Genomic DNA, 25,270 nt, shown 5'->3' on the forward strand with positions numbered 1-25,270 from the left:
AAGCGCGCTCGCGGGTGTGCCGTGATGGGGCAGGGGTTGTCAGATCCGCGTAGATAACATGGCTGCGACGGCCTCGATGCCCGCGGCGTCTTCAGAGTCGAAGCGGGCCGGTTTCGGACTGTCGAGATCGATCACCGCAATGACATGGCCATCGCGCGCAACGGGCACAACGAGCTCGGAATTGGTTACCGCATCGCAGGCGATGTGGCCGGGGAAGGCGTGCACATCTTCTACGAGCTGAGTCTTGCCTTCGCTCGCAGCTATGCCGCAGACACCCTGACCGAGCGGAATGCGGATACAGGCCGGGCGACCCATGAAGGGGCCAAGCACCAATTGCCCGTCCACGACCCTGTAAAAGCCCGACCAGTTCAGATCCGGCAGGAAATCCCACAACAAGGCCGCGATATTCGCCATATTGGCCACCGCGTCCGGTTCGCCCGCGGTCAGCGCATCGGCTGCATCGAGCAGCTGGCGGTAGGTTTCGGGCTTGGGCGTATCGGGAGCAGGGCGAAAATCGTACATGCCGGGCGATGTAGCGGCGAACTGGCGGCTCGCAAGCCCCATTGCTCCGCGGCGCGCGGTCGCTTATCCGGTGCGCATGAGTATTCTCAAGAAACTGGGCATCGCGCTCGTTGTCATCCTGCTGGTCGTTGCCGTCGCGGGTTATTTCCTCACACGCGGTGATACGGCCGATGTTCCGTTCGATGATGTCGTCGGGACCGACCCGACATTGCAGGAAGCGAATGCGGAAAGCATTCCCACTGTCGCGGTCGCCAAGCCGGTGGGATGGGCTGCCAACGAAGTTCCCGCCGCTGCAGAAGGGCTTGCAGTCAACCGGTTTGCGGAAGGGCTGGATCATCCGCGTACCCTGCAGGCACTGCCAAATGGCGACATCCTCGTTTCGCTGACGCGCGCCCCGAAGAGCGAAGAGAGTGGCGGTATCACCGGATGGATTGCCAATCTGCTGATGTCGCGCGCAGGTGCCACCGGAGAATCGCCGAACCAGGTCGTTCTGCTTCGCGATGCAGACGGCGATGGCAAAGCCGAGATTCGCCAGGTACTGCTGGATGGCCTCAACTCTCCATCCGGTCTGGCCTGGGGTGATGGCACGCTCTACGTCGCGAACAACGACGCTGTGCTTGCCTATCCTTACGAGCTGGGGGCCACTCGTGTATCGGGCCAACCACGAAAGATTGCCGGTCTTGCGCCCGGGGGCGGACACTGGATGCGCAACCTGGCGCTGCATCCCGACGGCAACCGCCTCTACGCGGCTGTCGGGTCGGATACGAACATTGCCGACAAGGGTCTCGAAGCCGAAGAAGGCCGTGCGTTGATCTGGGAAATCGACCTTGAGACTGGCCGTCAGCGCATGTTCGCAGGCGGCTTGCGAAATGCCAATGGACTCGATTTCAGCCCATGGTCCGGAGAATTATGGACCACCGTCAACGAACGCGACATGCTCGGTTCTGACCTGGTGCCGGATTATCTGACCAATGTGCCGATCGGCGCGAATTATGGTTGGCCGTGGGTCTATTACGGCAACAACTTCGATCGCCGCGTGAAATATCCGATCCCTGAATATATCAATTACGTACGTACCCCCGAATATGCCCTGGGACCGCACGTGGCTGCCCTCGGTTTTGTCTTCAGTAAAGAAGGCGCAAAGATGGGCGACAGGTTCGGCAGCGGGGCATTCGTCGCCCAGCATGGGTCCTGGAACCGCAAGCCGCCGTCGGGTTATGACGTCGTCTATGTTGCATTCGACGAGCGCGGGAACCCTACCGGTAAGCCCGTGCCCGTGCTGACCGGCTTCCTCAAAGACGATGGGACGACGCGTGGTCGTCCGACCTGGGTCGAATGGGCGGGCGATGGGTCTCTGCTCGTGTCCGACGACACCGCCGGAATCATCTGGCGTGTCTTCGCCCCCGGTGCACAGGGGCAGGGCGCAATCGGCCGGATCACCGGTGACCGTTTGCCCCCGCAGCGCGAACTGCGGGGACAGGAAGCTACCTTCGGTGCAGACGATTACGCGCGCCGGGTGACGGCGGAATAGCCTACCCCGCCAACTGCTCGGCGGTCAGCGTGTAAAGCGATTCGGCTCCTGCGGTCGCTGCCGCGGTCAGGCCGCGTGCCTCGGGCACGATCCGGTCGAGAAAGAACCGAACGCTAGCGGCCTTGGTAGCCGCCAACTCCGGCGCAGCACCGTCCTGTATCGCCCGCAGCTGCCGCAGCAATTGCCACCCGGCAACGGCCACTGCGAGCATGGTGCAGAAGGGAACCGACCCGGCAAGGCGATCGTCTACGCTGGCATCAGCGCGCATCCATTTCGCCACTGTGTCGCAATCGGCAGCAAGCGCAGCAAGCGTCGGTTCGTCCTGCGCATCTCGGGCAATGTCGGCCGCCAGCGTCGCCAAGGCAGCACCATCGTCGAGCGCGAGCTTGCGGGTGACGAGATCGGCGGCCTGGATACCGTTCGTGCCTTCGTAAATCGGCGCAATGCGCGAATCGCGCCAGTGTTGTGCGGCCCCCGTTTCCTCAATGAAGCCCATGCCGCCATGGACCTGGACGCCCAGGCTTGCCACTTCGATACCGATATCGGTTCCCCAGGCCTTGATCAGCGGGGTGAGAACCTCGCCGCGCATACGCGCGCTGGCATCGCCCAGCGTCCCGCGGTCGACCTGTCCCGCTGTATAATACAGCAGCGCACGCGCGCCTTCAGTGAGGGCCTTCATTCTTAGCAGCATGCGGCGGACATCGGGATGATCGATGATGGCCACTGATGATCTGTCGGGCGATCCGGCGCGTGCGGATTGCACGCGTTCTTGCGCGTATGCAAAGGCTTGCTGCGTCGCCCGTTCGCCGATCTGGACCCCCTGATTGCCGACGTTTATGCGCGCATTGTTCATCATGGTGAACATCGCCATCAGGCCGCGATTTTCGGCACCAACCAGTTCGCCGATGCATTCGTCATTGTCGCCATAGCTCATGACGCAGGTCGGCGAGGCGTTGATGCCGAGCTTGTGCTCTATGCTTACGCATCGCAGGTCATTGTGGGATCCGAGCGACCCGTCCTCCTTCACATGGTACTTCGGCACCACGAACAGCGAAATACCGCGCGTACCTTCAGGCGCGTCGGGCAGACGGGCGAGTACAAGGTGGATGATATTCTCGGCGAGATCGTGTTCACCCCAGGTGATGTAGATCTTCTGACCCTTGATCAGATACTTTCCTGCGTGCTCTCCCTCCGAGATGGGTCTGGCGGTCGTACGCAGTGCACCGACATCCGAACCAGCCTGAGGCTCGGTCAGGTTCATAGTTCCCGACCATTCGCCGCTCACCAGTTTGGGAAGGTATTTTTCCTGAAGTTCCGCAGAGCCATGATGGTCGAGCGATTCGATGGCGCCAACGCTCAGCATCGGAAGCAGGTTGAAGGCCATGTTCGCCGTGCCGAGGTTTTCGAGTACATTGCAGGACAGGGTAAACGGCAGGCCTTGTCCGCCGAACCCGACCGGTCCGGAAATGGCATTCCAGCCCTGTTCGACATAATGCGCATAGGCTTCGGCAAATCCGTCAGGAAGGCGGACCACACCGTTCTCCAGCTTTGCGCCCTCGATATCGCCGATGCGATTGAGGGGCGCCCATTCCCCAGCAGCAAATTCGCCGATGCCAGCTACGATCGCCTCGACCATATCCGGTTCGGCGGCGGCAAATTTTTCGCTGTTCGCCAGATCGTCGATTCCGGCGTTTACGCGGATGGCGAGCAACTGGTCCTGGGTGGCGGGGGTGTAGGTCACGGGTAATCCTCTTGGCTTTGTGCCGAACGAGATATAGCGCGCGGGCATGAGCGGCAAATACGTTACGGAAACGATAGGGACAGATGCGCACGAAATTACGCGCGCCGCACGGATATTGCGCGATGGAGGTCTCGTCGCGGTACCGACCGAGACGGTCTATGGCCTTGCCGCGCGGGCCGATGACGACGAGGCGGTGTCGCGGATCTATAGCGCAAAAGGTCGGCCCGATTTCAATCCGCTCATCGTCCATGTGGCATCGCTGGAACTGGCGCGCAAGCTGGCCGACTTTTCCGACGTGGCGGAGAAGCTGGCGGCAGAGAACTGGCCGGGGCCGCTCACCCTTGTGCTCCCGCGCCACCAGGATGCCGGTCTTGCCGAGGCCGTGACAGCGGGGCTTGAAACGGTCGCGATACGCATGCCCTCGCACGCTGTGATGCGCGCCTTGCTCGAGCAGAGCGGTCTGCCGATCGCTGCGCCATCCGCGAATCGCAGCGGTTTCATCAGCCCGACCTCGACGGCACATGTACTCGCATCGCTCGACGGCAGGATCGACGCGGTGATCGACGGCGGCATGTGCGAGAAGGGCCTGGAATCGACGATCGCGGCGGTACGTGCTGATGGATCTGTCGTCGTTTTGCGCCCAGGTCCCATACTTCTCGCGGCCTCGGCGGCAGATGGAAAGAATATCGAAGCGCCGGGGCAGCTTGCGAGCCATTACGCGCCGGGCAAGCCCGTTCGGCTAATGGCTTCAGAAGTTGCACCAGACGAGTTCTTGATCGGCTTCGGTGATCTGGCTGGCGATTGCTCGTTGTCCGAGAAGGGCGATCTCACGGAAGCGGCGTCACGCCTCTATGCCTGCCTTCACAATGGCGCCTTGTCGGCCAAACCCCGCATTGCGGTTGCAGAAATTCCGGAAGTGGGCGTGGGGATTGCGATCAACGACCGGCTACGCCGTGCCGCCACTCCGCCCGATTGATCACTCGGGCTCGACCGGTATCGATGGAATGATCTGCTGCATCTCGGCATAACTGTTGCGTGCATCGTCGCAGGCCCGGCGATTGCCATCCTTGCAGCGGTCGAGCTGCTTGTCATAGTCCCGTTCCAACTGGGCGAGCCGGGCTTCCCGACGCCGAATTTCGCGGCCGCGCTTCTCGTCGGCTTCAGATTGGCTGGTAGTGGCCATATCGACACCCTTGCCGACTGCCTTCACCGGCAGCGTGGCAACATCCACCACGGTCTTTGCAAGGCAACCGGGCAAGGCAAGGGTTACAGGCAGCAGAATGATTAAGGCTAGACGGCGCATGGCGAAATCCTCTCGCCGCGCCGCCTAGCCTAAATAGCGTGAGCCGTCGATGAACTTACGTTTCGGGCGCTGCGGGAGCATCCGGCGCAGTCGGGCTCGAAGGGGCGTCAGGTGCAGTGGGTGCCTGTGTCGCCGTCCGGATATCGCGGCAGTTGAGCGCGCCCGACCCCATCGCGCTTACTGTGCAGTCTGCGCGGCCGTTTACCGTGATCGTTCCCGAGCCCATGATGCTCGCATCAACCTTGCCGTCCGAGGCGAATTCGGCATCGCCTGAGCCGGCGACGGATATGTCGGCATTGCCGACCTTGAGGCCGGCCATATCGGCCTTGCCGGATCCGGCTACGGTCATATCCAGCATATCGACGGTTCCGGCGCCTTCGAAGCTTCCCGATCCAGCAATGGTCAGATCCAGTGAATCAGCGTCGAACCGGGCGACCTTGGCTTTCCCCGATCCAGCGATGGTGACATCGGCTTTGCCTCGCATGGAGGCGGCCTCGATATCGCCCGATCCTGCAAGCACCATCGCCGTAAGGCTGGGCATCGTCACCCGAACGGTGGCCACACCACCGATTTTGCCCATATCCTTGGCGCGGCTTATGCCCAAAGAGCCCTCGTCGAGCGAAAAACGCACCGCGTCGACTGCCGCGTCTTCTCCGGACACGGCGATGTCCAGCTTTTCGCCTTCGGTCACAATAACCTTGTCCGGTCCGGCAAGAACAAGTTCGGTCGGTGCGGCACCGCTCATATCCAGCTCGGCCAGCGGCACACCGTCGCCATCGCCGATGTGGATGTTCATGTTGTCGCACCCTGTTACAAGTGCTGCTCCAGCCAAGGCTGCGAGCGGGGCAAGGCCTTTCAGAATTCGGTGGATCATCGGTGTAGTATTCCTCTCGCTGCGGCAGTCCGTATTGCTGATATAATACAGTGCTTGATCATCAACAAGGTAAGAATGCTGTATTCGGTCATCCGATTTGGATGCGGCTCAGCGTGAGCAGGTCAGACGTCCAGATCCCATGCGGGTCTGGGAGCAGTCAGTGGTTCCCGTAACGATGGCGCTGCCGCTACCCACGATACTTGCCTTCACCGGGCCGTCGGCGCGGAACCTGGCACCGCCCGATCCCGCGATCGATACGGCCGATCGACCGACACGAAGGCGCGTTGCATCGATATCCCCGCTCCCGGCGATATTGATACTGCTGTCCTCTGCATTGCCTACGATCTTCAGGTCGCCTGACCCTGCAATTGCTGCTGACAGATGCGAAGCTTTCACCCGGCCGATCTCCAGCGTACCGGAGCCAGCAACCGTGGCGCCGATATCCGATCCGCTCATGCTATCGACAATGAGATTGCCCGATCCAGCAAGCGTGGCAGAGGTGACAGATGGCGCGGTGACTTCGATTCTGGCTGTGCCCTTTATCGGTTCACGGCGCCAGCGGCGGCCGATGACCAATTGCCCGTCATCGACGACATAACGCAGTTCGGCCAGCACGGCTGGGCTGCCGGAGGCGCGGATTCGCCACTGATTGCCTCGCGTGACCGACACCGTGTCGTTGCCTGCCAGAGTGACCTTTTCGAAGCGCTGCGTGGCAGTGCTCGTCTCGCCGATCAGGCGGCCGTCATCCAGTGTCGAGCGCCATGTCTTTTCTGCAAGCAGGGGCGTTGTCGGGATGGCGGTAACGGTTGCCAGCGCGAGTGCAGCTATCGTCAAAGTGCGTACCATGTGCAGTCTCCAAATTGCAGACTGCATCATTCGCACCGCGGAACAACCACGTCCAACACGTTCGTCGACAAATGTAATCGCTTTGCGGATTATGGGCGGAGTGGCGCCAACGAAAAGGGGCGCCACATGGCGCCCCTTACGTGTTCGATTGATCTTGCGTGTTACGCGTCTTCGGCATTCTCGTAATATTGCGGCGCATGTTCGCGCAGCACGTCGAGGATTTTCTCGAGCGCAGTCGGCTCGTCCGTCTTCTCCATTGCGGCGAGTTCGCGCGCGAGCCGGCTGGACGCGGCTTCGAAGATCTGCCGTTCGGAATAGCTTTGTTCCGGCTGGTCGTCGGGACGGAAGAGGTCGCGAGTCACTTCAGCGATCAGCACGATTTCACCCGAATTGATCTTGGCTTCGTATTCCTGCGCACGGCGGCTCCACATGGTCCGTTTGACCTTGGGTTTGCCCTTGAGAGTTTCCATCGCTTCCTTGAGCGTCTTGTCGGAAGACAGCTTGCGCATGCCGATGGATTCGACCTTGTTGACCGGAACGCGCAGCGTCATGCGTTCTTTTTCAAAGCGGAGGACATAAAGGTCGAGCTGCATGCCGGCGATTTCTTCGCTCTGGAGCTCGATGACACGGCCCACACCGTGCTTGGGGTAAACAACGTAATCGCCAACGTCGAAGGCATCAGGCTTGCTAGCCATGCAATCTTTCCTTTCGTCGGAGCGCGGCGCGAAGGCAGCAGCGTCAAGAAAGGCCCGACTGCGACCCATGCGAGAGTGCAGTGTAAACCCGGTTGTGACGTTGCTGGAAGCGGCGTGCCCTTTCAATTATCTCACCTGGCCGGGAGCAAGCCGGCTCAGTTGTTGCATTATATAGCACAGCCGCAACAAAATTGCGAATCGCAATTGGCAAGGATGCAGCGTTCAACTGAGAGCGGCAACGGCCGCAAGCGATCAGTCGCCTTCGCCGGGCTCGGCCGAGAAGTACTTGTCGTACTTGTCTTCTTCGTCCTTGTGCTCGTCGGCATCGGCCGGCGGTTCTTTCGACTGGGTGATGTTGGGCCATTCGGCGCTGAACTTGGTGTTCAGTTCAAGCCATTTTTCCAGGCCATCTTCCGTGTCGGGGAGAATCGCTTCAGCGGGGCACTCGGGCTCGCAAACGCCGCAATCGATGCATTCGCTGGGATTGATGACGAGCATATTGTCGCCCTCGTAGAAACAATCGACCGGACACACCTCTACACAATCGGTGTACTTGCACTTGATGCAGGCGTCGGTGACGACATAGGTCATTGGTGGCGTAATCCCTGGAACTGTTTGCCTGAACGCGCTGCTAGGGCGGATTATCCGTTGGGGTCAAGCTCCCGATAACAGGCTTGTGCTTCCCGGGGCGGCCCGCGGCGTTCCGGCAACGCGAGGATTTCGATCAGTTTTACCGTGTCACCGAGCGGCAAGGTGAGGATGTCGCCCTCGACGATGTCGCGCGAACAGCGCCTGACGCGTTCGCCGTTGCGGCGAATATGGCCCTCGTCGATCAGCCTGTGTGCCGCGCTCCTCGTTCGTGTGAAGCGCAAATGGCACAGCAGCCTGTCGATCCTCACACGGGCCCCGTCATGTACGCACCAGATCGGCAAGTGCGGCAAAGGCACTCCCTTCACGGGGTTTCATGGGAGTAGGCCGCTCCTGTTTGCGGCGCGATGGCCGCCATTCCCAGCGATCGGGTCGAGGCGGACCGAATTGGCCTTCGGGCAGCGGCTTTGCTTTCTGCACCCGAAAACCAGCATTCCCCAGCAAGCGAGAGATGTTATCTTCCTCCAAACCGATGGATATCGGCAGGGCATAGTCGAGCACGAATTTGCGTCTGCGGTCCTTGCTTTGCGCCTTCGCCCGCGTTTCATGCGCCGCGCGCAGTATCTTCTCTGCCAGATCGATTCGGATGGCCTGCGTACCAGCGGCGCGATAGCCAGAGGGTAGTTTCTTGGTTTCCGCAATCACCGGCAGCATCGCTTCCTGCAAAGGTCGGCGATCCACGCCGAGCATATTGAGCAATTGCCGCGGAGCGGGTTTCAGCAAGGCTGGCGCGAAGACGTCCAGGGCTCCGAAGGTCACCCCTATCTTTCGCAGGAACGGTCGCATCTCCTTGGGCAGATGCTCGATCCCCGCTCTGTCGCGCGTAACGTAACCATGCCCGGCAATGAGATTGAGCAGTAGAGCGCGCGCTTGCGACCCGGCATCCGGATTGCTTGCCGCATGGTGCATCTTTTCAAGCGGCTCCAGAGGCTGGAGCTTCTTGTCGAGCCATTTTTCCAGCCCGGCCATCAAATTGTTGCGCGCATTTTCGGGCAATGCAGACACTTCACGACTGGGTTTCAGCAGTGGCTTTATGCTCCCGTCTCGACGTTCGAGTTCGGCCAGAACCTCGCCCTTCCACCGTATGGCGCCGCGTGCAAGCTCGATGCCTTCCATGTCTGCAGCCACCAGCTGGTCAGCCTTCGTCCCTAGCAATTTGGGCAGCGCCTTTTCCGCGGCCGCGAGAAGCATGCGCCGGTCTTCGTGGCGGGCAGAGGAATCCACCCTGAACCGCAATCCTTCAACGTGGCCCAGCACTTCGCCTTCCACGCTAACCTCGCCACTGTCATTCAATTCAATCGGCAGCATGCCTGCATCCTGTCCTAGCGACTTCATCAATATCGCCGTCCTTCGGTTCACGAATCTTTCGGTCAGCCGCGCATGGAGCGCATCCGACAATTTGGCTTCGACGGCGCGCGCTCGCGACGCCATTTCGTCACGCGCCAGCACCCAATCGGGTCGCTGGCAAATATAGGCCCAAGTGCGAATCGCCGAGATCCGCCCCTGCAGCGTATCGATGTCCCCGGACATGTTGTCGAGTTCGCTGATGCGCGCCGCGACATAATCGGCGCCGAGATAGCCTTGCGCAAGGTCCTGCCACAATCGCGCGACGAAACGGGCGTGAACATCGGCGCCGCGTTGACGGAAGTCCGGCAAAGAACAGGCTTCCCAGAACCGGCGCACCATGCCTGCGCCCCGGACATTGGCTCCAATCGGCTCGTCCGCCAGGCGCTTGAGCGTGGCCAGGTCGATGGCTTCCGGGGCAAGGCGCAATGCAGGATCGCCCGGCGGCGTCTCCAGGTCCGTGATCAGCGTCGCAAGCGAATCGAAGCGCGGTTCCGGCTCGCGCCAGTAGAGGTGGGTGAGCGGCGCGAACCGATGTTCCTCGATCGCATAGACTTCTTCTTCGGTGAATTCGGGCGCCGTGCCGTGCTTGTTCGTCCCGGCGAGCGTGCCGAAGGTCCCGTCACGCTGGTGACGGCCAGCCCGCCCGGCGATCTGGGCCATTTCCGCGGGAAAAAGCCGGCGCATCCGGACCCCGTCGAATTTTGACAGTCCGGCGAAGGCGACATGGTTGACGTCAAGGTTCAGCCCCATGCCGATCGCATCGGTGGCAACGATATAGTCGACTTCGCCATTCTGGAACAAGGCGACCTGCTTGTTGCGGGTCTCCGGGCTGAGTGCGCCCATCACCACCGCGGCGCCGCCACGAAAGCGCCGCAGCATTTCGGCCACGCCGTAGACCTGCTCGGCACTGAAAGCGACGATCGCGCTTCGGGGCGGAAGGCGCGACAGCTTGCGCGGCCCGATGTGGGTAAGGGTGGAGAAGCGGGGGCGATCGGAAATCTCTGCCTCGGGCACCAGCTGGCGCACCAGCGGTTCGAGCGTGGCCGCGCCCAGCAGCATCGTTTCCTCGCGCCCACGCGTATTGAGCAAATGATCGGTAAAGATATGCCCTCGCTCGCGATCCGCTCCGATCTGGGCTTCGTCCAGAGCAACGAAGGCGGCGCCCGCTCCATCGCGCGGCATCGCTTCGGCGGTGCAACACATGTAACGTGCCGTTTTGGGCTCGATACGCTCTTCGCCGGTTATCAGCGCCACCGCGTCATCGCCCTTGATCGCGCGAACGCGGTCATAGACTTCGCGAGCAAGCAGGCGAAGCGGGAAGCCCATGCAGCCGCTGGAATGCGCGGCCATGCGCTCGATCGCCAGATGCGTCTTGCCGGTATTGGTGGGTCCGAGGACTGCCTTGATAGCGCTTCTCTGCACGCGCCCTAGGTGGCAGTGCGCGGGCCTCAGGGCAACCGTGCGGCGCGCCGGAAGTTCGATTCACCGCAATCCGGACTCGCATGGCCGCAAGTTAAGCCCGTCTTTACTTTGTTTTGGCAGGCAAAGCGGGCACAGGCTCTTTAAGCGGGATTGGGTCGCACCGAACACGCATCGGGCGACCAATACGGAGGGACAGGCGTGTATACGTCCCATACGGACAGTAACGAAGCGGATCTGCAGTCGGCGACGGGTGGGCGAAATGGCTCGGCCGCAGCGCTCGCGCACGACCAGATTCTGCCTAATCTGCCTCTTCCCAAGTTTTCGTGGTCCGCCATGCGCGAACGCCTTTCGGGTCGCATCGCCGGACTGGACCTGACGCCCGACCTTGGCAGCGAAATCGGCAGCAAACGCTGGTTCCGCGGGCTAGGAACCTTTCTCGGCCTGAGTGCGGTCGCTCTAGCTTTCTGGCCGACTTTCGCGCCGCTCGAGGCTGCGCCACCTGCGCATATCGATGATGCTGTACGCGACGAGTTTCGCAGCCAGATGATTCTGCCACTGGGACTCGGTGCAGACAGTGGCCGCCACATGGGGGCGACCGCTCTCGTCGCGCCGCTTGCTGCAGCGCCGGAGCGACCCACGATCGAGATGGTCGCGACGCTGGCCAAGGGCGACAGCTTCGAGCGCATGCTGCGCCGGGCTGGTGTCGGCGTGGGCGACACCGATCGCGTAACCGCGCTGGTCGCAGGGGCAATCCCCCTGTCGGACCTGGAATCGGGCACGCAGTTCGACATCACCTTGGGGCGCCGTACGGCACCTGGCCAACCCCGGCCGCTGCAGTCGATCGCATTTCGCGCGCGGTTCGATCTCGAACTGGACGTTGGCCGCCTTGACGATGGCGCCGATCTTTCACTTACCCGCAAGATTATACGCGTCGACGATACGCCTTTGCGGATACGCGGTGTGGTGGGCGACAGTCTGTACCGCTCGGCGCGAGCGGCGGGAGCACCGGCGAGCGCCGTTCAGGCCTATCTCAAGACGCTGGGCCAGCACGTGAACCTCGACCGGGAAGTCAGGTCCGGAGATACATTCGATTTCATCGTCGCGCATCGCCGTGCCGCCACGGGCGAACGGCAGGCGGGCCAGTTGCTTTATGCGGGTCTGGACCGGGGCGAAAAACCTGCCGTCCAGTTGATGCGCTGGGGCAAGGATGGCGAGTTTTACGAGGCATCGGGTGTCGGGGAGCAACGCGGCGGCCTGATGGCGCCCGTGCCGGGTCGTATGAGCTCGCGCTTCGGCATGCGCCGCCATCCGATCCTCGGCTATCGCCGGATGCATTCGGGGCTCGATTTCAAGGCGGGCCACGGCCAGCCCATCGTCGCAGTCACGGATGGCCGCGTGCTGTCGGCAGGGCGCGCTGGCGGATGCGGCAATGCGGTGAAGCTGCGCCACGGTGGCGGCATCGATACGCGTTATTGCCACATGAGCCGCATCGCCGTGGACCGCGGGCAGAATGTACGGCGCGGTCAGGTGATCGGCTATGTCGGCTCGACCGGCCTGTCGACCGGGCCCCATCTCCATTACGAGATGTATCGTAACGGGCGCGCCATCGATCCCGCATCGGTCCAGTATGTGACGCGGGCGCAGCTTGCGGGGGCTGAACTGCAGCGGTTCAAGGATACTCTGGCCAGGATGAAGACGGTCGAGCCCGGGGCTGCGCTTGCCGAGCTGGAACAGACCGCCACCGAGGTCGCTGCCGAAGCGCCCGTGCGCGAAATCGACAGGCTTGCGCTGCCGAAGAAGTAGCCCGGCGATTGCGCCGCGTGCGTGCTTGCGGCAGAGCGCGTGTATGACAAACGCAAGCTATCCCAACACCCGCATGCGCCGCACCCGTGCGAGCAGCTGGAGCCGCGCGATGTATCGCGAAACCGTGCTGACGCCGGCGGACCTCATTTGGCCGCTGTTCGTCACCGACGGCAAGGGTGTGGAGGAGCCGGTCGCGAGCCTGCCCGGAGTATCGCGCTGGTCCGTCGACGGTATCGCAAAGCATGCGAAACAAGCGTTTGATCTGGGGATTCCATGTGTAGCATTGTTCCCGAACACCCAGCCGAACAAGCGCAGCGACGATGGGGCCGAGGCGTTCAATCCCGACAATCTGATGTGCCGCGCCATCAAGGCGATCCGCGATGCCTGCGGATCGGACATCGGTATTCTGACGGACGTCGCGCTCGACCCCTATACCAGCCACGGGCAGGACGGGCTGCTGGACGATAGCGGCTATGTCCTCAACGACGATACGGTTGCAGTGCTGGTGGATCAGGCCGTGAACCAGGCGAATGCCGGCGCGGATATCATTGCGCCGTCGGACATGATGGACGGGCGCGTGCGGGCGATCCGCATGGCGCTGGAGATGAATCAGCATCCCAATGTCCAGATCATGGCTTACGCGGCCAAATATGCCTCTGCTTTCTATGGCCCGTTCCGTGACGCCGTGGGGTCGGGCGGCCTGCTGAAGGGCGACAAGAAAAGTTACCAGATGGACCCGGCGAACGGCGACGAGGCCATGCGCGAGATCGCGATGGATATTGCCGAGGGGGCGGATAGCGTGATGGTCAAGCCGGGGCTGGCCTATCTCGACATCATCTGGCGCGCGAAGCAGGAATTCCACGTCCCGGTTTTCGCCTATCAGGTGAGCGGAGAATATGCGCTGATCGAGGCCGGTGCGGCAGCGGGCGTGGGCGACCGCGATGCCTTGCTGATGGAAAAGCTGCTCGCCTTCAAGCGCGCCGGATGCAGCGGCGTGCTGACCTATCACGCCCCGCGCGCCGCGCAGCTCCTCAATGGCTGAGTTTCGTCTGGAGACCGAAAGGCTGATCCTGCGCGACTGGCGCGGCGATGCCGACTGGGACGAGTTCTTCCGCGCCACCAACACCCCCGCGGTCATGCAATGGCTGGGCGACGTGCTCGACGATGCAGGCCGCGCCAAGCAGCGCGCCCGGGTCGAGGCCTGCCGCGCGAAGAACGGATTCTGCTTCTGGGTCGTCGAGCGCAAGGAAGACGGCACCATGCTCGGCTTCTGCGGGATCAAGCGCGCCGACGCGCCGGGATCGACACTGACGGGCGAGTTCGAGGGGGGCTGGCGCCTGCGCGAAGATGCCTGGGGCAGGGGCTATGCCAGAGAAGCGGCCACGGCGACGCTGGATGCCGCTTTCGACACATTCGGCGCAGAAGAAGTCTTCGCCCTGACGGTTCCTGGCAACACGGCGAGCTGGGGCCTGATGAAACGACTTGGCATGACCCGGCGCGAAGAGCTCGACTATGTCGACAACCGTTACGAAGAACCGTGGAACCCGACCATCGTCTATTCGATCGATCGCGATTCATGGAGCACGGACCGTGGCTGACATCATTGCCGAAACGGATCGGCTGATCCTGCGCACGATCGAAGAAGGCGATGCGGCGGAACAGGATCGCGTGCTGAATACGCCGACCGTGATGGCGCGTCTCGGCGGCGTGAAAGAGCTGCACGAGATCGAAGCGAAACATGCAAAATCGCGCGCGCTTTATGCGCAGCATGGTTTCAGCTTCCTGTTCATGATCGAAAAGGCCAGCGGTGAAATGGTCGGCCACTGCGGCATCAAACAGGTCGACAATCCGCTGGCGCAGAACCAGGGCGATCACGAGATCGGCTGGCTGGTGCGGGAGGATCGCTGGCGGCGCGGCTATGCCGAAGAAGCGATGCATGCCGTGCTCGACTGGGCATTCACCCGTGTCGGGGCGCCCCATGTGGTCGCGCTGACGAGCCATGCCAACATCGGCAGCTGGAAACTGATGGAAAAGCTCGGCATGGTGCGCCGCGAAGATCTGGATTTCTCCGACCCCGCCTATCCGGCCGAGGACAATCCGACGATCCAGTATTCGCTTTCACGCGAGCAATGGGAGAGCACACGATGACCGCGAGCCGCCCCCCTGTGTCCCGACCGGGCGTCACCATCATTCCGATTCACGGCCACACGCCGAAGATCCATGACAGCGCCTTCATCGCGCCCGGCTGTACCATCATCGGCAATGTCGAGATCGGTGCCGACAGTTCGGTGTGGTACAATTGCGTGCTGCGCGCCGATGTCAGCCGGATCGTCATCGGCGAACGGACGAATATTCAGGACGGCAGTGTCTGCCATTGCGATCCGGAGCGCCCGGGCGACCCTGACGGATCGCCGCTGATCATCGGCGACGACGTGCTGATCGGGCATATGGCCATGGTGCATGGCTGCACGATCGAGGACCGCGGCTTCGTGGGACTGGGTGCCATCGCGATGAACAAGGCGGTCATCGCCAGCGATTCGATGCTGGCCGCAGGCGCCATGCTGACCGAGGGCAAGGTGATGGGCCGGCGCGAATTATGGGGCGGGCGGCCTGCACGAAAGATGCGCGATCTCGACGATGCGGCAATCGCGGGCATGCGGATGGGCGTGGCGCATTACGCCGAAAACGCCAGGCATCACGCGGCAGCGGTGGATGAAGCGGTTACCCGCTGACCTGCCCGACGCGGACGCCCTGCGCGCCCTGATCGACGAGCAGGGACGCCTTGCCGTTCGGGCCACCCCAGGCGCACGAAGCGAAACCATCACGATCATCGGCACCGGCACAGGCACCGGCGTCGGCGTGAAAGTACGCGCCAAGCCGCAGGACGGGGCCGCCAACACGGCCGTGATCCGGCTGGTCGCGCGCGCGCTCGATCTGGCGCCGTCACGTGTGGAACTGTTGCGCGGCGCAACTTCGCGCGAGAAACTGCTGCGGATTGCGCTCTAGATCCCCTCGTCCGCAGGCGGATCGTCCGTTCGACCTTTTTCGACCAGGGCGGCGTAGCAAAACAGCAGGAAGGCCATCGCGCACAGGATCGCCGGCGAGTGATCCTGCGCAAGCTTGTGGAGCATCCCCCCGGCAATCGCGCCCAGCGCGAGCGCCATCCAGAGCCACCCGTAGCCGCGCGACCCTTCCTGAGAACGGCCCGACATGCGCGCGGCAAGGCCTTGTCCGAACCGGACCAGTGCGCCGGTCATGTAGGTCACGCCGACGGTCACTTCGCCATCCTTGGTAAAGACGTTGTTCGCCATCCCCATCGCGAGCGCCGATGCGGCGAGGAATCCGACCGTCGATCCGAGCATGCTGGCGATCGCACCGGCGCCGAGGACCAGGGTAACGGCGGCCAGCAGGGCTCTCTTGCGCCAGTCGGGCCAGCGCGATGCGAGCAGCGATCCCATTACCACGCCGGTGACGAAGCCGCAGATCAGCGCAAAAGGGATGTAGGCGATCGACGGCTGCCCGGCGATATGCAGACCCAGCCGGGTGGTATTGCCCGACATGAAGGAGGCGAAATATCCGCCGGTCCTGATGAAGCCTGTCGCATCCACCGTGCCTGCCAGAAAGGCGAGGCCGAGAGCGAGTTTCCTGCGGGCGGGATCGTAACGGTGCACGCCGGCACCATGCCCACCGCGGGTTTGAAATCAATCCTTGATCAGCGCCTTCAGCGCTTCGATGCGATCGGCTTCGTGCGGCGGCTTGTCCCAGCGGATGCGGTGAATGCGGGGAAATCGCATGGCGAGGCCGGATTTGTGGCGCTTGCTGTCATGCACGCTGTCGAAGGCAACTTCGAAGACCAGGCTCTTGTCCGTTTCGCGCACCGGCCCGAAGCGGTTGACCGTGTTCTGCCGCACATGGCGATCCAGCTTCTTCAGTTCCTCGTCCGTGAAACCGGAATAGGCCTTGCCGACCGGGAGGAGGTCCGCCCCGGCATCGGGATCGCCGTCCCAGCATCCGAAGGTGTAATCGGAATAGAAACTCGACCGCTTGCCGCTGCCGCGCTGGGCATACATCAGCACGCAATCGACCAGCAGGGGATCGCGCTTCCACTTGTACCAATATCCCACGCGGCGTCCGGCGATGTAGGGGCTGTCCTTGCGTTTCAGCATCAGCCCTTCGATGGCGTCGTCCCGGCTGCCTTCGCGGATTTCGCCCAGATGTTCGAAATCGCGCGCGTCGACCACCCGGCTCAGGTCGAAATGGCTTTCGGGCAGGCGATCCATCAGTTTTTCCAGGCGTTGGCGCCGCTGGGTCCAGGGGAGGGCGCGCAGGTCTTCGCCGTCGAGAAGCAGCACGTCGTAAAGCCGCACGAAGGCGGGCGCTTCGGCCAGCATCTTCTTGGACACCGTCTTGCGCCCGAGCCGCTGTTGCAGCGCGTTGAAGCTGGCTGCGCCCCCTTCTTCCCCACCCTGATGCGTTCCGCGCACCAGCAGTTCGCCATCGAGGACAGCGGGAAAGGGAAGCACGTCGAGCAGTTCGGGGAAGGTTGCGGAGATATCGTCGCCCGAGCGGGAGAACAGTTTCGTTTCGTCCCCCGCCCGTACCAATTGCACGCGGATACCGTCCCATTTCCATTCTGCCGCATAATCCGCCAGATCGACCACCGTTTCTTCGAGCGGGTGGGCCAGCATGAAGGGGCGGAAGGTCGGCAGGTTCGCCATGTCGGGCGGCGCTTCGCCATTAGCGGCCCAGTCGAACAGTTCGGGGTAGGGCGGGGCGAGACCGTGCCAATATTCCTCCACCTCGTCGACCGAGACGTCGAAAGCCTGCGCAAAGGCGGTCTTGGCCAAACGGCTGGATACGCCGATCCGCATACCCCCGGTGGCGAGCTTGAGCAGGGCGTAGCGGCCGGATGCGTCGAGCCGGTCGAGCAGCCGGGGCAGTTCGGAAACGACGGTCTTGCGGTTCATCGATTCGAGCAGTTCGACCGTTTCGGTCACGCCCGGGGGCGAGGGGGGATGTTCGGGCGCGGGCCACAGCAGGCTGGCCGTTTCCGCGGTATCGCCCACGAAATCGCGGCTCAGCGTCCATAGCACCGGATCGATCCGATCCTTGAGCAGATTGCGGATGGTGGAAGATTTGACGGCCGGAAAATCCAGCCCGTCGGACAGGGCGGCAAGCGCCCAGCCGCGATCGGGATCGGGTGTCGCCCGAAGATATTCGGCGATCAGCCGCAGTTTCTCGTTGCGGCTGCGCGTATAGACCAGCGCATCGATAAGGGCGGCGAACTGCTCCAAGCCGTCAGCTCTTGGCTATGACCACTTCGACGCGGCGGTTCTTCTGCATGCCACTGGCATTTTCCTTACCGTCCGGCGTCATGTTCTGCGCCACGGGCCGGCTTTCGCCGAGGCCCTTTACGGTCATCCGGTCTGCCGGGACCTGGCGCACATCTTTCAGATAGTCGCGGACCGCCTGCGCCCGCCGTTCCGACAGGCGCTGGTTGTAGGCATCGTCGCCCTGACTGTCGGTATGGCCTTCCACGGCCACCTTGGCCGAGGAATCGGATTTGATCAGTTCAGCCAGCTTGTCGAGCGTGGGCCGGGCGGCAGCGCGGATTTCCGCCTTGTCCGTATCGAACAGGACGTCGCCGGGCAACGACACGAGCGTACCGCGATCGGTTTCCTTCGCTTCCAGTTCGGAGCGCAGCGTGGAGACCGAGCTGGCCGATCGCGCCGACGCGCCCGGCGCGGAGCCGATCAGCCGAAGCGAACTAGATTTTTTTTTTGCTCCGTCTTCGGCGAAGGCGGCGCTGGTCAGCTGCATCGGAATGCGGAAGCCCGGATAACGCGAATCGTCGTCTTCCAGATACTTTGCTTCGTTGAAGAAGAGAGTTGCGGGCCCACCCTGGCTGAGACGACCCTTGAAGACGAGTTCTGCCCGAACCTGCTGACCGGGAGGGATTTCGAGCCTTTCGTTATTGGCGGGAGCCTGGACTTCAAGCTTTCCGCCATCCGGACCGAACAGATAGGCGCCGCCGAAGCCGTTCAGCGTCACCGGAAAATCGGCGCCATTGTTGATCGTCATGGTGACAAGCGTTTCGGTAGGGGTTGCGCGGATCGATTCGAGCGCGATGCTGGTGCCTGTGGGGTGCGTCTGTTCGATATCGAGCGGCATTGCTTCGCCATCGGCATATAGCGCGCCATCGTCGGAGGCGGCTGCTTCGTCAGCCTGATCGCTTGTCGAAATGGTGGAGCCTTCGGCCTGGTTGTCGTCTTCCTTTACCGAACAACCGGCCACCAGAATTGCGGCCATCGATAGTGTTGCCAACGTCTTACGCATCGCAATCTCCCTTTTTCGCCTTACGCGAATGGTTGGAAAAACTGTCGAACCGCGTGCTCGTTCCGGTCAATCGTCCTCGTCCTCGTAGCCGACCATGGCAAGTGCGCGTGCGCGCTTCTGGTGTAACTGGCACCAGCGCAGCAGGGCATCCTCGCGCCCGTGGGTGATCCAGTTCTCCTGCGCGCCGACTTCCTGGATCGTGCGGGTAAGCTCGCCCCAGTCGGCATGATCGGAAATGATCAGCGGCAGTTCGACATTGCGCTGGCGCGCGCGTTGGCGAATGCGCATCCAGCCGCTGGCCATGGCGGTGATCGGTTCGGGCAGGCGGCGCGACCAGCGATCGTTGAGGGCGGACGGCGGGCAGATGACGATCGATCCGCGCATATCGTCCTTGGCATGATCGGCAACCAGTCGCAGCTCGCCGAGGTCGATCCCGTGTTCTTCATAAAGCCGGCACATCTTTTCCATCGCGCCGTGGAGATAGATCGGGTCCCTGTGCCCCGCGCGCCGCAATTCGGCGATGACACGCTGCGCCTTGCCCAGAGCGTAGGCGCCGACCAGCACGCAACTGTCCGGGTGCGCGGCGAGGCGATCGAGCAGCTTGGCCATCTCGTCCTCGATCGGCGGGTGGCAGAAGACCGGCAGGCCGAACGTCGCCTCGGTGATGAAGATGTCGCATGGAGTGACTTCGAAAGGTGGGCAGGTGGGGTCGTGGCGTCGCTTGTAATCGCCGGTGACGATCACGCGCTCTCCCGCATGTTCCAAGAGGATCTGCGCGCTGCCGAGGACGTGCCCTGCCGGAATATAGGTCGCATCGACGCCGCCGGGTAGCCGGATGGTCTCGCCATAGGCGACTGGCGTCGCTCCGTCGCGCGTGGCGTAGCGCAACTCCATGATCGCCAGAGTCTCGGGCGTGGCGACGGTCTGCCCATGCCCGCCGCGCGCATGATCGGCATGGCCGTGCGTCACCAGCGCTCGGTCGACCGCACGGCTGGGATCGACCCAGCAATCGGCCGGGACGATATGAATACCGTGCGGCTCGGGCTTGATCCAGGAGAAGGGGGCGGCGGCCATCCTCGATTCAAGCGCGGGAACGCACAAGCGTTCCCGCGTAGGTGCCAGCTATCGAGCAGGAGAGGCGCGCAGACGCTCGATAACGCGCTTCAGGCTTGGTTTCTGGCCGGTGGACAGCAGGCTGGCCCGGAACAGTCGGCCGATCAGGACCAGCTCGATTACGATGGCACCGGCAAGCAGCACCCCCGAACCGACCATTTCCCACCACTCGATGCCCATGCCGAGGCGCGCCAGCACGGTGAACGGCGTCCATAGCGGAACCCAGGTGAGAACCTGTACGATCCAGCCCGAATTACCCGCCAGGATCGCCTGAATCAGGAAGGTCACCGGCAGCAGGATCAGGAGCATTACGGGCATAAGATAGCCTTGCGCCTCGCTCATCGAATCGACCATCGCACCGATCGCCACGAACAGGGCGGAAATCGCGATATAGCCGGCGATGAAGAAGAACAGGATCGCAGCGATGATGCCGGGGCTGGAGACCGGATCGAGCGCGGGGCGGATCATATCCGATATCGCGCCCTGCGTCGCATAGGCGGCAACGCCTGCACAGACGCCCCAGACGAGGATCATCAGCAGACCGACGCTGAGCGAGCCCAGGAGCTTGCCGTACATGAGGTCTTCCGGGCGAATACAGGCAAGGAGCGATTCGAGGAGCTTGTTGGAGCGCTCCTCCACCGAGCCCTGCAGCATCCAGCTGCCCGAGAGCATCAGGCTCATCACGAGGATATAGGCGAGGGCCAGCGGCACGATCGAGCGTACCAGCAAAGCCTCGCGCGCGCCGCCGCCGGGAGGAGGTGTATCGACCGCGATGACGGGGGCTGCGCTCTGCACGGCCGCCGCATTCGCAGGTGAGACACCTTGAGCGGCCAACAGGCGCGCCCGCAGATCGGTTGTCAGCACTTCCTGCATGGTAGTGACGAAGCTGCCGCGGGGCTGGTTGGCGGAGAAGAGCTGGATACGCGGGTCGGCGGGGTAATTCTCGCCGATCAGAACAACGATTTCCGGCGAAGCATCGTCATCTGCATCGAACAGGGCACGGGCCTCGGTACCGAAATCCTCTCCCCTTGCGGCAGAGAGTTCTGCTGACGGAGCGGAAAAGGCATAGGCGGGCGGATCAGGCTCGAATTGGGGGACGCCCTCCGGCCGGACGGCAGCGATCTTTTCAAGAGCGGCGTCCAGCCCGCCCGCACGCTCGAACGCCGCGATGTCCGCGTCGGTATACCAGCGGTCATATTGTGCCCAGCTTGCTTTCGGATCGGCCTGTTCCAGTCCGTAGCGCTGGACGTAGCGCGACAGGTCGCGCAGCAGCCATTGGGCATCTTCGGCCGCAAACCGCGCCTCCAACGCCTTCGCCGCATCGCCTCCGGACCGATCCACCACGGTTACCCGGGTGGGCTCATCGTCATCCAAACTCTCAGCAAAAATCGGCCCGAGCGCGAATGCGACGGGCAGGATCAGCAGAGTGAGCCAGAAGCTCTTCATCTTGAGGATCTGCCGAATTTCGCGCCCCGCGACCAGCAGCACATTATTCATGTCGATCGACGGGCTCATCAGGCGGCCTCCCTTTCCATCGCCGCTTGATCGGGATCCGCCCCGACCAACTGAACAAACACATCGTGCAGGCTTGCCCGGTGTTCGTCCCAGCGGCGTAGCGCAGTCGCATTTGCGCTGCAGTGTTCGAGGACCGTAGCGGGATCGACGCCATCGGATAGATGTAGGGTCCAGTCGTGCCAGCCATCGCCATGTGCCTCGCCCCGTTCGGCACGGGCGACGCCGGGGATCAGCGAAAGATCCGATTTGGCCATGGCGACCAGCCGTGCGGGCAAGGCCGCGCGCGCTTCATCCAGCGTGCCTTCGAACCGCTTACGGCCTTTGCGCAGCAGCAGCAGGCGATCGCACAGGCGTTCGGCGTGCTGCATCACATGGGTCGAAAAGATCACCGCTGCGCCCCGATCGGATGCGCGCAGGATTTCGTTTTCCAGCAGCCCCTGATTCACCGGGTCGAGACCTGAAAACGGCTCGTCCAGCATCAGCAGTTCGGGATCGTTGACGAGCGAAGTGGCAAGCTGGACCTTCTGGGCCATCCCCTTCGACATGTCGCCGATATCGCTCTTGGCGCGGTCGGCGAGATCGAAGCGGGAGAGAAGTTCCATTCCGCGACTACGGGCATCGGCGGGCTTCATCCCCTTCAGTCGTCCGAAATACACGATCGTGTCGATCGCGCTCATTCCGGCGTACAGACCACGCTCTTCCGGGAGGAACCCGATGGCCTGCGCATTGCGCCGGTCGGGCGGGCTGCCCAGCACACTGATGGTCCCTGACGTCGGACGGATGATGTCGAGCACCATGCGCAAGGTCGTTGTCTTGCCAGCGCCGTTACCACCGAGAAATCCGAAAATCTCCCCTGGGGAAACCGAGAACGACAGGTCGTCGACAGCGACCACGCCTTCGAACCGCTTGACCAGATTGGATATTTTGAGAACCGACATGCATCCCCCGACTATGTACCGGTAGGGCGTAAGTGAAGCTGTCCACCTTCACAAGCGTGGCTCGGTGAACGATCAACAGAGCCCCATCGAGGGGGCTCGCTAGCTGGTATTCGCGCCGAAGAAATTCCCGGCGGCCCGCCCTCGGAAGATATTTATCGAAAGACCATCGCGGATAGAAAAAAGGGCACCGACCGTTCCCGGTGGTGCCCCTTCATCGATTGCAGGCTTGATCAGCCCTTGGTTTCGTCGGCGCCTTCCGGCGTATCGGCTTCGGGTTTTTTCGGAGCCGACTTGCGTTTCGGGGCCTTTTTCTTGGCCGCTGGTTTTTTCTTCGCCTTGGGCGGGGCGGGGGTCAGTTCGAAGGACGGTTTGCCGTCTTTCATCGTTACCGACACCTCGCCGCCATCGGCCAGTTTGCCGAACAGCAGTTCTTCGGCGAGAGGCTGCTTGATCTTTTCCTGGATCAACCGGCCCATCGGACGGGCACCATAGAGGCGGTCGTAACCCTTGTCCGCCAGCCAGGACCGGCTTTCCTTGTCGAACTGGATGTCGACATTCTGTTCGGCCAGCTGGAGTTCGAGCTGGAGAATGAACTTGTCGACCACGCGGCCCACCGTCGATTTGCCGAGATAGGCAAACGGCACGATCGCATCGAGACGATTGCGGAATTCCGGCGTGAACATCCGCTTCACCGCTTCTTCGCTCGCATCTTCCTTGCTGACATCGCCGAAGCCGATACCGCTGCGCGCCATGTCGGCTGCCCCGGCATTGGTGGTCATGATCAGCACGACATTGCGGAAATCGACCGTCTTGCCGTGATGATCTGTCAGGCGCCCATTATCCATGACCTGCAGCAGAATGTTGAAGAGATCCGGATGGGCCTTTTCGATTTCGTCGAGCAGCAGCACGCAATGCGGGTTCTGGTCGACTGCATCGGTCAGCAAACCGCCCTGATCGTAGCCGACATAGCCCGGAGGCGCACCGATCAGCCGCGAAACGCTGTGGCGCTCCATATATTCGGACATATCAAAGCGCTTGAGTTCGATCCCCATGATGGAGGCAAGCTGGCGGGCGACTTCGGTCTTGCCGACGCCGGTCGGGCCGGAGAACAGGAAAGAGCCGATCGGCTTGTCCGGATCCCGAAGCCCTGCACGGCTGAGCTTCATCGCGGTGGACAGCTTGTGCACCGCCGCATCCTGCCCGAAAACCACATGCTTCAGGTCGCGTTCGAGATTCTCGAGCGCCTTCTTGTCGTCGCTCGATACCGACTTGGGGGGAATGCGCGCCATGGTCGCGATGACCGCTTCGATTTCCCTCGCGGTGATCTTCTTCTTGCGGCGGCTGGGCGCCACGAGCATCTGCATCGCGCCTACTTCGTCGATCACGTCGATCGCCTTGTCGGGCAGTTTGCGATCATTGATGTAGCGCGCCGACAATTCCACCGCCGTTTTCAACGCATCGACCGTGTAGGTCACCTTGTGGTGATCCTGGAATGCGGACTTCAGACCCTTCAGGATCTTGATCGTATCCTCGATCGTGGGTTCGTTTACATCGATCTTCTGGAAGCGCCGCAGCAGGGCGCGGTCCTTTTCGAAGTGATTGCGGAATTCCTTGTAGGTGGTCGATCCGATGCAGCGGATCGCACCGCTGGACAATGCGGGCTTGAGCAGGTTCGAGGCGTCCATCGCCCCGCCGCTGGTCGCACCGGCACCGATCACGGTGTGGATTTCATCGATGAACAGGATCGCTTCGGGCATGCCTTCGAGTTCGTTCACGACCTGTTTGAGCCGTTCTTCGAAGTCGCCGCGATAGCGGGTACCGGCAAGCAGCGCGCCCATGTCGAGCGAATAGATCACTGCATCCTGCAGCACTTCGGGCACATCGCCTTCCACGATCTTGCGGGCGAGACCTTCGGCGATCGCCGTTTTGCCGACGCCCGGATCGCCGACATACAGCGGATTGTTCTTGCTGCGGCGGCAGAGAATCTGGACGGTGCGGTCGACTTCGGGTCCACGGCCGATCAGCGGATCGATCCGCCCGTCTTCGGCCTTCTTGTTGAGATTGACCGTGAACTGGTCGAGCGCGGTTTCCTTCTTGCCCTTTTCGCCGGCCTTTTCCTCGGCCTGCGATTCGCCGCCTTCCGCGCCGTCGGGTGGCCGGTTTTCGATCTGCTTGCCGCCCTTGCCGATGCCGTGGCTGATGAAGCTGACCGCATCAAGCCGGCTCATGTCCTGCTGCTGCAGGAAATAGACGGCGTAGCTGTCGCGTTCGGAAAACAGGGCGACGAGTACGTTGGCACCTGTCACCGTATCCTTGCCGGAAGACTGCACATGCAGGATTGCGCGCTGGATGACGCGTTGGAAACCGGCGGTCGGCTGCGGATCGGCGCTTTCATCCGATTGCAGCGACTGATATTCCTGTTCGAGATACTGCTTCACCACGGCCGTCAGTTCGCTCAGATCGACGCCGCACGCATTCATCACCTGCGCGGCATCGTCATCGTCGATGAGCGCGAGAAGGAGATGCTCCAGAGTCGCGTACTCGTGATGGCGCTCGCCTGCGTCGGTGAGCGCTGCGTGGAGGGTCTTTTCGAGGTTGGCTGCAAAGCTGGGCATTCAGTTGTCTTTCTTGGGCGA

At 62.4% G+C, this 25,270-nt stretch carries 24 protein-coding genes; 8 read left to right on the forward strand and 16 right to left on the reverse strand.

From position 1 onward, the window contains the following. Positions 1-39: 39 nt before the first annotated feature. Complete coding sequence (locus tag ACIGGE_RS04425) at positions 40-522, reverse strand: GAF domain-containing protein (protein WP_397489547.1); 483 nt, start codon at positions 520-522, stop codon at positions 40-42. Between ACIGGE_RS04425 and ACIGGE_RS04430 the strand changes: the two genes are divergently transcribed. Next, entirely contained in the window at positions 521-2,053 is a 1,533-nt protein-coding gene (locus ACIGGE_RS04430; RefSeq protein ID WP_397489548.1) for a PQQ-dependent sugar dehydrogenase, read from the forward strand. The genes ACIGGE_RS04425 and ACIGGE_RS04430 overlap by 2 nt on opposite strands. Position 2,054: 1 nt before the next feature. Here the strand turns inward: ACIGGE_RS04430 and ACIGGE_RS04435 are convergent, their stop codons facing one another. Further along, on the reverse strand, positions 2,055-3,794 hold the full coding sequence (locus tag ACIGGE_RS04435; protein WP_397489549.1) for an acyl-CoA dehydrogenase: 1,740 nt from the start codon (positions 3,792-3,794) through the stop codon (positions 2,055-2,057). Between the two features lie 46 nt (positions 3,795-3,840). Between ACIGGE_RS04435 and ACIGGE_RS04440 the strand changes: the two genes are divergently transcribed. Continuing rightward, positions 3,841-4,770, forward strand: coding sequence for an L-threonylcarbamoyladenylate synthase (locus ACIGGE_RS04440; RefSeq protein WP_397489550.1), 930 nt, complete (start codon positions 3,841-3,843; stop codon positions 4,768-4,770). On the opposite strand, the gene ACIGGE_RS04445 is transcribed toward ACIGGE_RS04440, so the two are convergent. The 7 genes from ACIGGE_RS04445 to ACIGGE_RS04475 all read right to left on the reverse strand — a co-directional run bounded on the left by ACIGGE_RS04445 (position 4,771) and on the right by ACIGGE_RS04475 (position 10,857). Further along, positions 4,771-5,097: a hypothetical protein gene (locus ACIGGE_RS04445; protein WP_103024719.1), complete on the reverse strand. Its 327-nt coding sequence runs from the start codon at positions 5,095-5,097 to the stop codon at positions 4,771-4,773. 55 nt (positions 5,098-5,152) lie between these two features. After that, positions 5,153-5,971, reverse strand: a complete 819-nt coding sequence (locus ACIGGE_RS04450) for a head GIN domain-containing protein (protein WP_397489551.1) — start codon at positions 5,969-5,971, stop codon at positions 5,153-5,155. 108 nt (positions 5,972-6,079) lie between these two features. Further along, a complete protein-coding gene (locus ACIGGE_RS04455) occupies positions 6,080-6,817 on the reverse strand; it encodes a head GIN domain-containing protein (protein ID WP_397489552.1) in 738 nt (245 codons plus the stop codon). Between the two features lie 161 nt (positions 6,818-6,978). Continuing rightward, positions 6,979-7,512 carry a CarD family transcriptional regulator gene (locus ACIGGE_RS04460; protein WP_103024716.1) on the reverse strand — a complete coding sequence of 178 codons (534 nt, stop codon included), beginning with the start codon at positions 7,510-7,512 and terminating at the stop codon, positions 6,979-6,981. 252 nt (positions 7,513-7,764) lie between these two features. Beyond that, entirely contained in the window at positions 7,765-8,103 is a 339-nt protein-coding gene (gene fdxA, locus ACIGGE_RS04465) for a ferredoxin FdxA (RefSeq protein ID WP_103024715.1), read from the reverse strand. 50 nt (positions 8,104-8,153) lie between these two features. Further along, a complete protein-coding gene (locus ACIGGE_RS04470) occupies positions 8,154-8,411 on the reverse strand; it encodes an RNA-binding S4 domain-containing protein (protein WP_397489553.1) in 258 nt (85 codons plus the stop codon). Positions 8,412-8,421: 10 nt separating this feature from the next. Next, a complete protein-coding gene (locus ACIGGE_RS04475) occupies positions 8,422-10,857 on the reverse strand; it encodes a helicase-related protein (protein ID WP_397489927.1) in 2,436 nt (811 codons plus the stop codon). 270 nt (positions 10,858-11,127) lie between these two features. On the opposite strand from ACIGGE_RS04475, the gene ACIGGE_RS04480 reads away from it, so the two are divergent. The 6 genes from ACIGGE_RS04480 to ACIGGE_RS04505 are packed head-to-tail and all read left to right on the forward strand — an operon-like array spanning position 11,128 to position 15,738. Beyond that, positions 11,128-12,732 (forward strand): M23 family metallopeptidase, encoded by a 1,605-nt coding sequence (locus tag ACIGGE_RS04480; RefSeq protein WP_397489554.1) that lies wholly within the window; start codon positions 11,128-11,130, stop codon positions 12,730-12,732. Positions 12,733-12,775: 43 nt separating this feature from the next. Continuing rightward, on the forward strand, positions 12,776-13,774 hold the full coding sequence (gene hemB / locus ACIGGE_RS04485) for a porphobilinogen synthase (protein WP_103024712.1): 999 nt from the start codon (positions 12,776-12,778) through the stop codon (positions 13,772-13,774). Continuing rightward, entirely contained in the window at positions 13,767-14,330 is a 564-nt protein-coding gene (locus tag ACIGGE_RS04490) for a GNAT family N-acetyltransferase (RefSeq protein WP_397489555.1), read from the forward strand. The genes hemB and ACIGGE_RS04490 overlap by 8 nt, the downstream gene beginning before the upstream one ends. Next, positions 14,323-14,880 (forward strand): GNAT family N-acetyltransferase, encoded by a 558-nt coding sequence (locus ACIGGE_RS04495; protein ID WP_196847288.1) that lies wholly within the window; start codon positions 14,323-14,325, stop codon positions 14,878-14,880. The genes ACIGGE_RS04490 and ACIGGE_RS04495 overlap by 8 nt, the downstream gene beginning before the upstream one ends. Further along, positions 14,877-15,464: a gamma carbonic anhydrase family protein gene (locus tag ACIGGE_RS04500; RefSeq protein WP_397489556.1), complete on the forward strand. Its 588-nt coding sequence runs from the start codon at positions 14,877-14,879 to the stop codon at positions 15,462-15,464. Before ACIGGE_RS04495 ends, ACIGGE_RS04500 begins: the two co-directional genes overlap by 4 nt. Beyond that, positions 15,445-15,738, forward strand: a complete 294-nt coding sequence (locus ACIGGE_RS04505; RefSeq protein ID WP_222826875.1) for a DUF167 domain-containing protein — start codon at positions 15,445-15,447, stop codon at positions 15,736-15,738. Before ACIGGE_RS04500 ends, ACIGGE_RS04505 begins: the two co-directional genes overlap by 20 nt. Here ACIGGE_RS04505 and ACIGGE_RS04510 read toward each other — a convergent pair. The 7 genes from ACIGGE_RS04510 to clpA all read right to left on the reverse strand — a co-directional run bounded on the left by ACIGGE_RS04510 (position 15,735) and on the right by clpA (position 25,249). Then, a complete protein-coding gene (locus ACIGGE_RS04510) occupies positions 15,735-16,403 on the reverse strand; it encodes a YoaK family protein (RefSeq protein ID WP_397489557.1) in 669 nt (222 codons plus the stop codon). The genes ACIGGE_RS04505 and ACIGGE_RS04510 overlap by 4 nt on opposite strands. Before the next feature lie 30 nt (positions 16,404-16,433). Further along, a complete protein-coding gene (locus tag ACIGGE_RS04515) occupies positions 16,434-18,026 on the reverse strand; it encodes a cisplatin damage response ATP-dependent DNA ligase (protein ID WP_397489558.1) in 1,593 nt (530 codons plus the stop codon). Positions 18,027-18,030: 4 nt separating this feature from the next. Then, on the reverse strand, positions 18,031-19,068 hold the full coding sequence (locus tag ACIGGE_RS04520) for an OmpA family protein (RefSeq protein WP_397489559.1): 1,038 nt from the start codon (positions 19,066-19,068) through the stop codon (positions 18,031-18,033). 66 nt (positions 19,069-19,134) lie between these two features. Continuing rightward, a complete protein-coding gene (locus tag ACIGGE_RS04525; protein ID WP_196847295.1) occupies positions 19,135-20,142 on the reverse strand; it encodes a ligase-associated DNA damage response exonuclease in 1,008 nt (335 codons plus the stop codon). A gap of 48 nt (positions 20,143-20,190) precedes the next feature. Further along, a complete protein-coding gene (locus ACIGGE_RS04530) occupies positions 20,191-21,696 on the reverse strand; it encodes an ABC transporter permease (protein WP_397489560.1) in 1,506 nt (501 codons plus the stop codon). Next, a complete protein-coding gene (locus ACIGGE_RS04535) occupies positions 21,696-22,634 on the reverse strand; it encodes an ABC transporter ATP-binding protein (protein WP_397489561.1) in 939 nt (312 codons plus the stop codon). The genes ACIGGE_RS04530 and ACIGGE_RS04535 overlap by 1 nt, the downstream gene beginning before the upstream one ends. A gap of 230 nt (positions 22,635-22,864) precedes the next feature. Then, positions 22,865-25,249, reverse strand: coding sequence for an ATP-dependent Clp protease ATP-binding subunit ClpA (gene clpA / locus ACIGGE_RS04540; RefSeq protein WP_397489562.1), 2,385 nt, complete (start codon positions 25,247-25,249; stop codon positions 22,865-22,867). Between the last annotated feature and the right edge of the window lie 21 nt (positions 25,250-25,270).

It is taken from the genome of Qipengyuania sp. NPDC077410, assembly GCF_044543405.1.
Lineage (GTDB): Bacteria > Pseudomonadota > Alphaproteobacteria > Sphingomonadales > Sphingomonadaceae > Qipengyuania > Qipengyuania pacifica.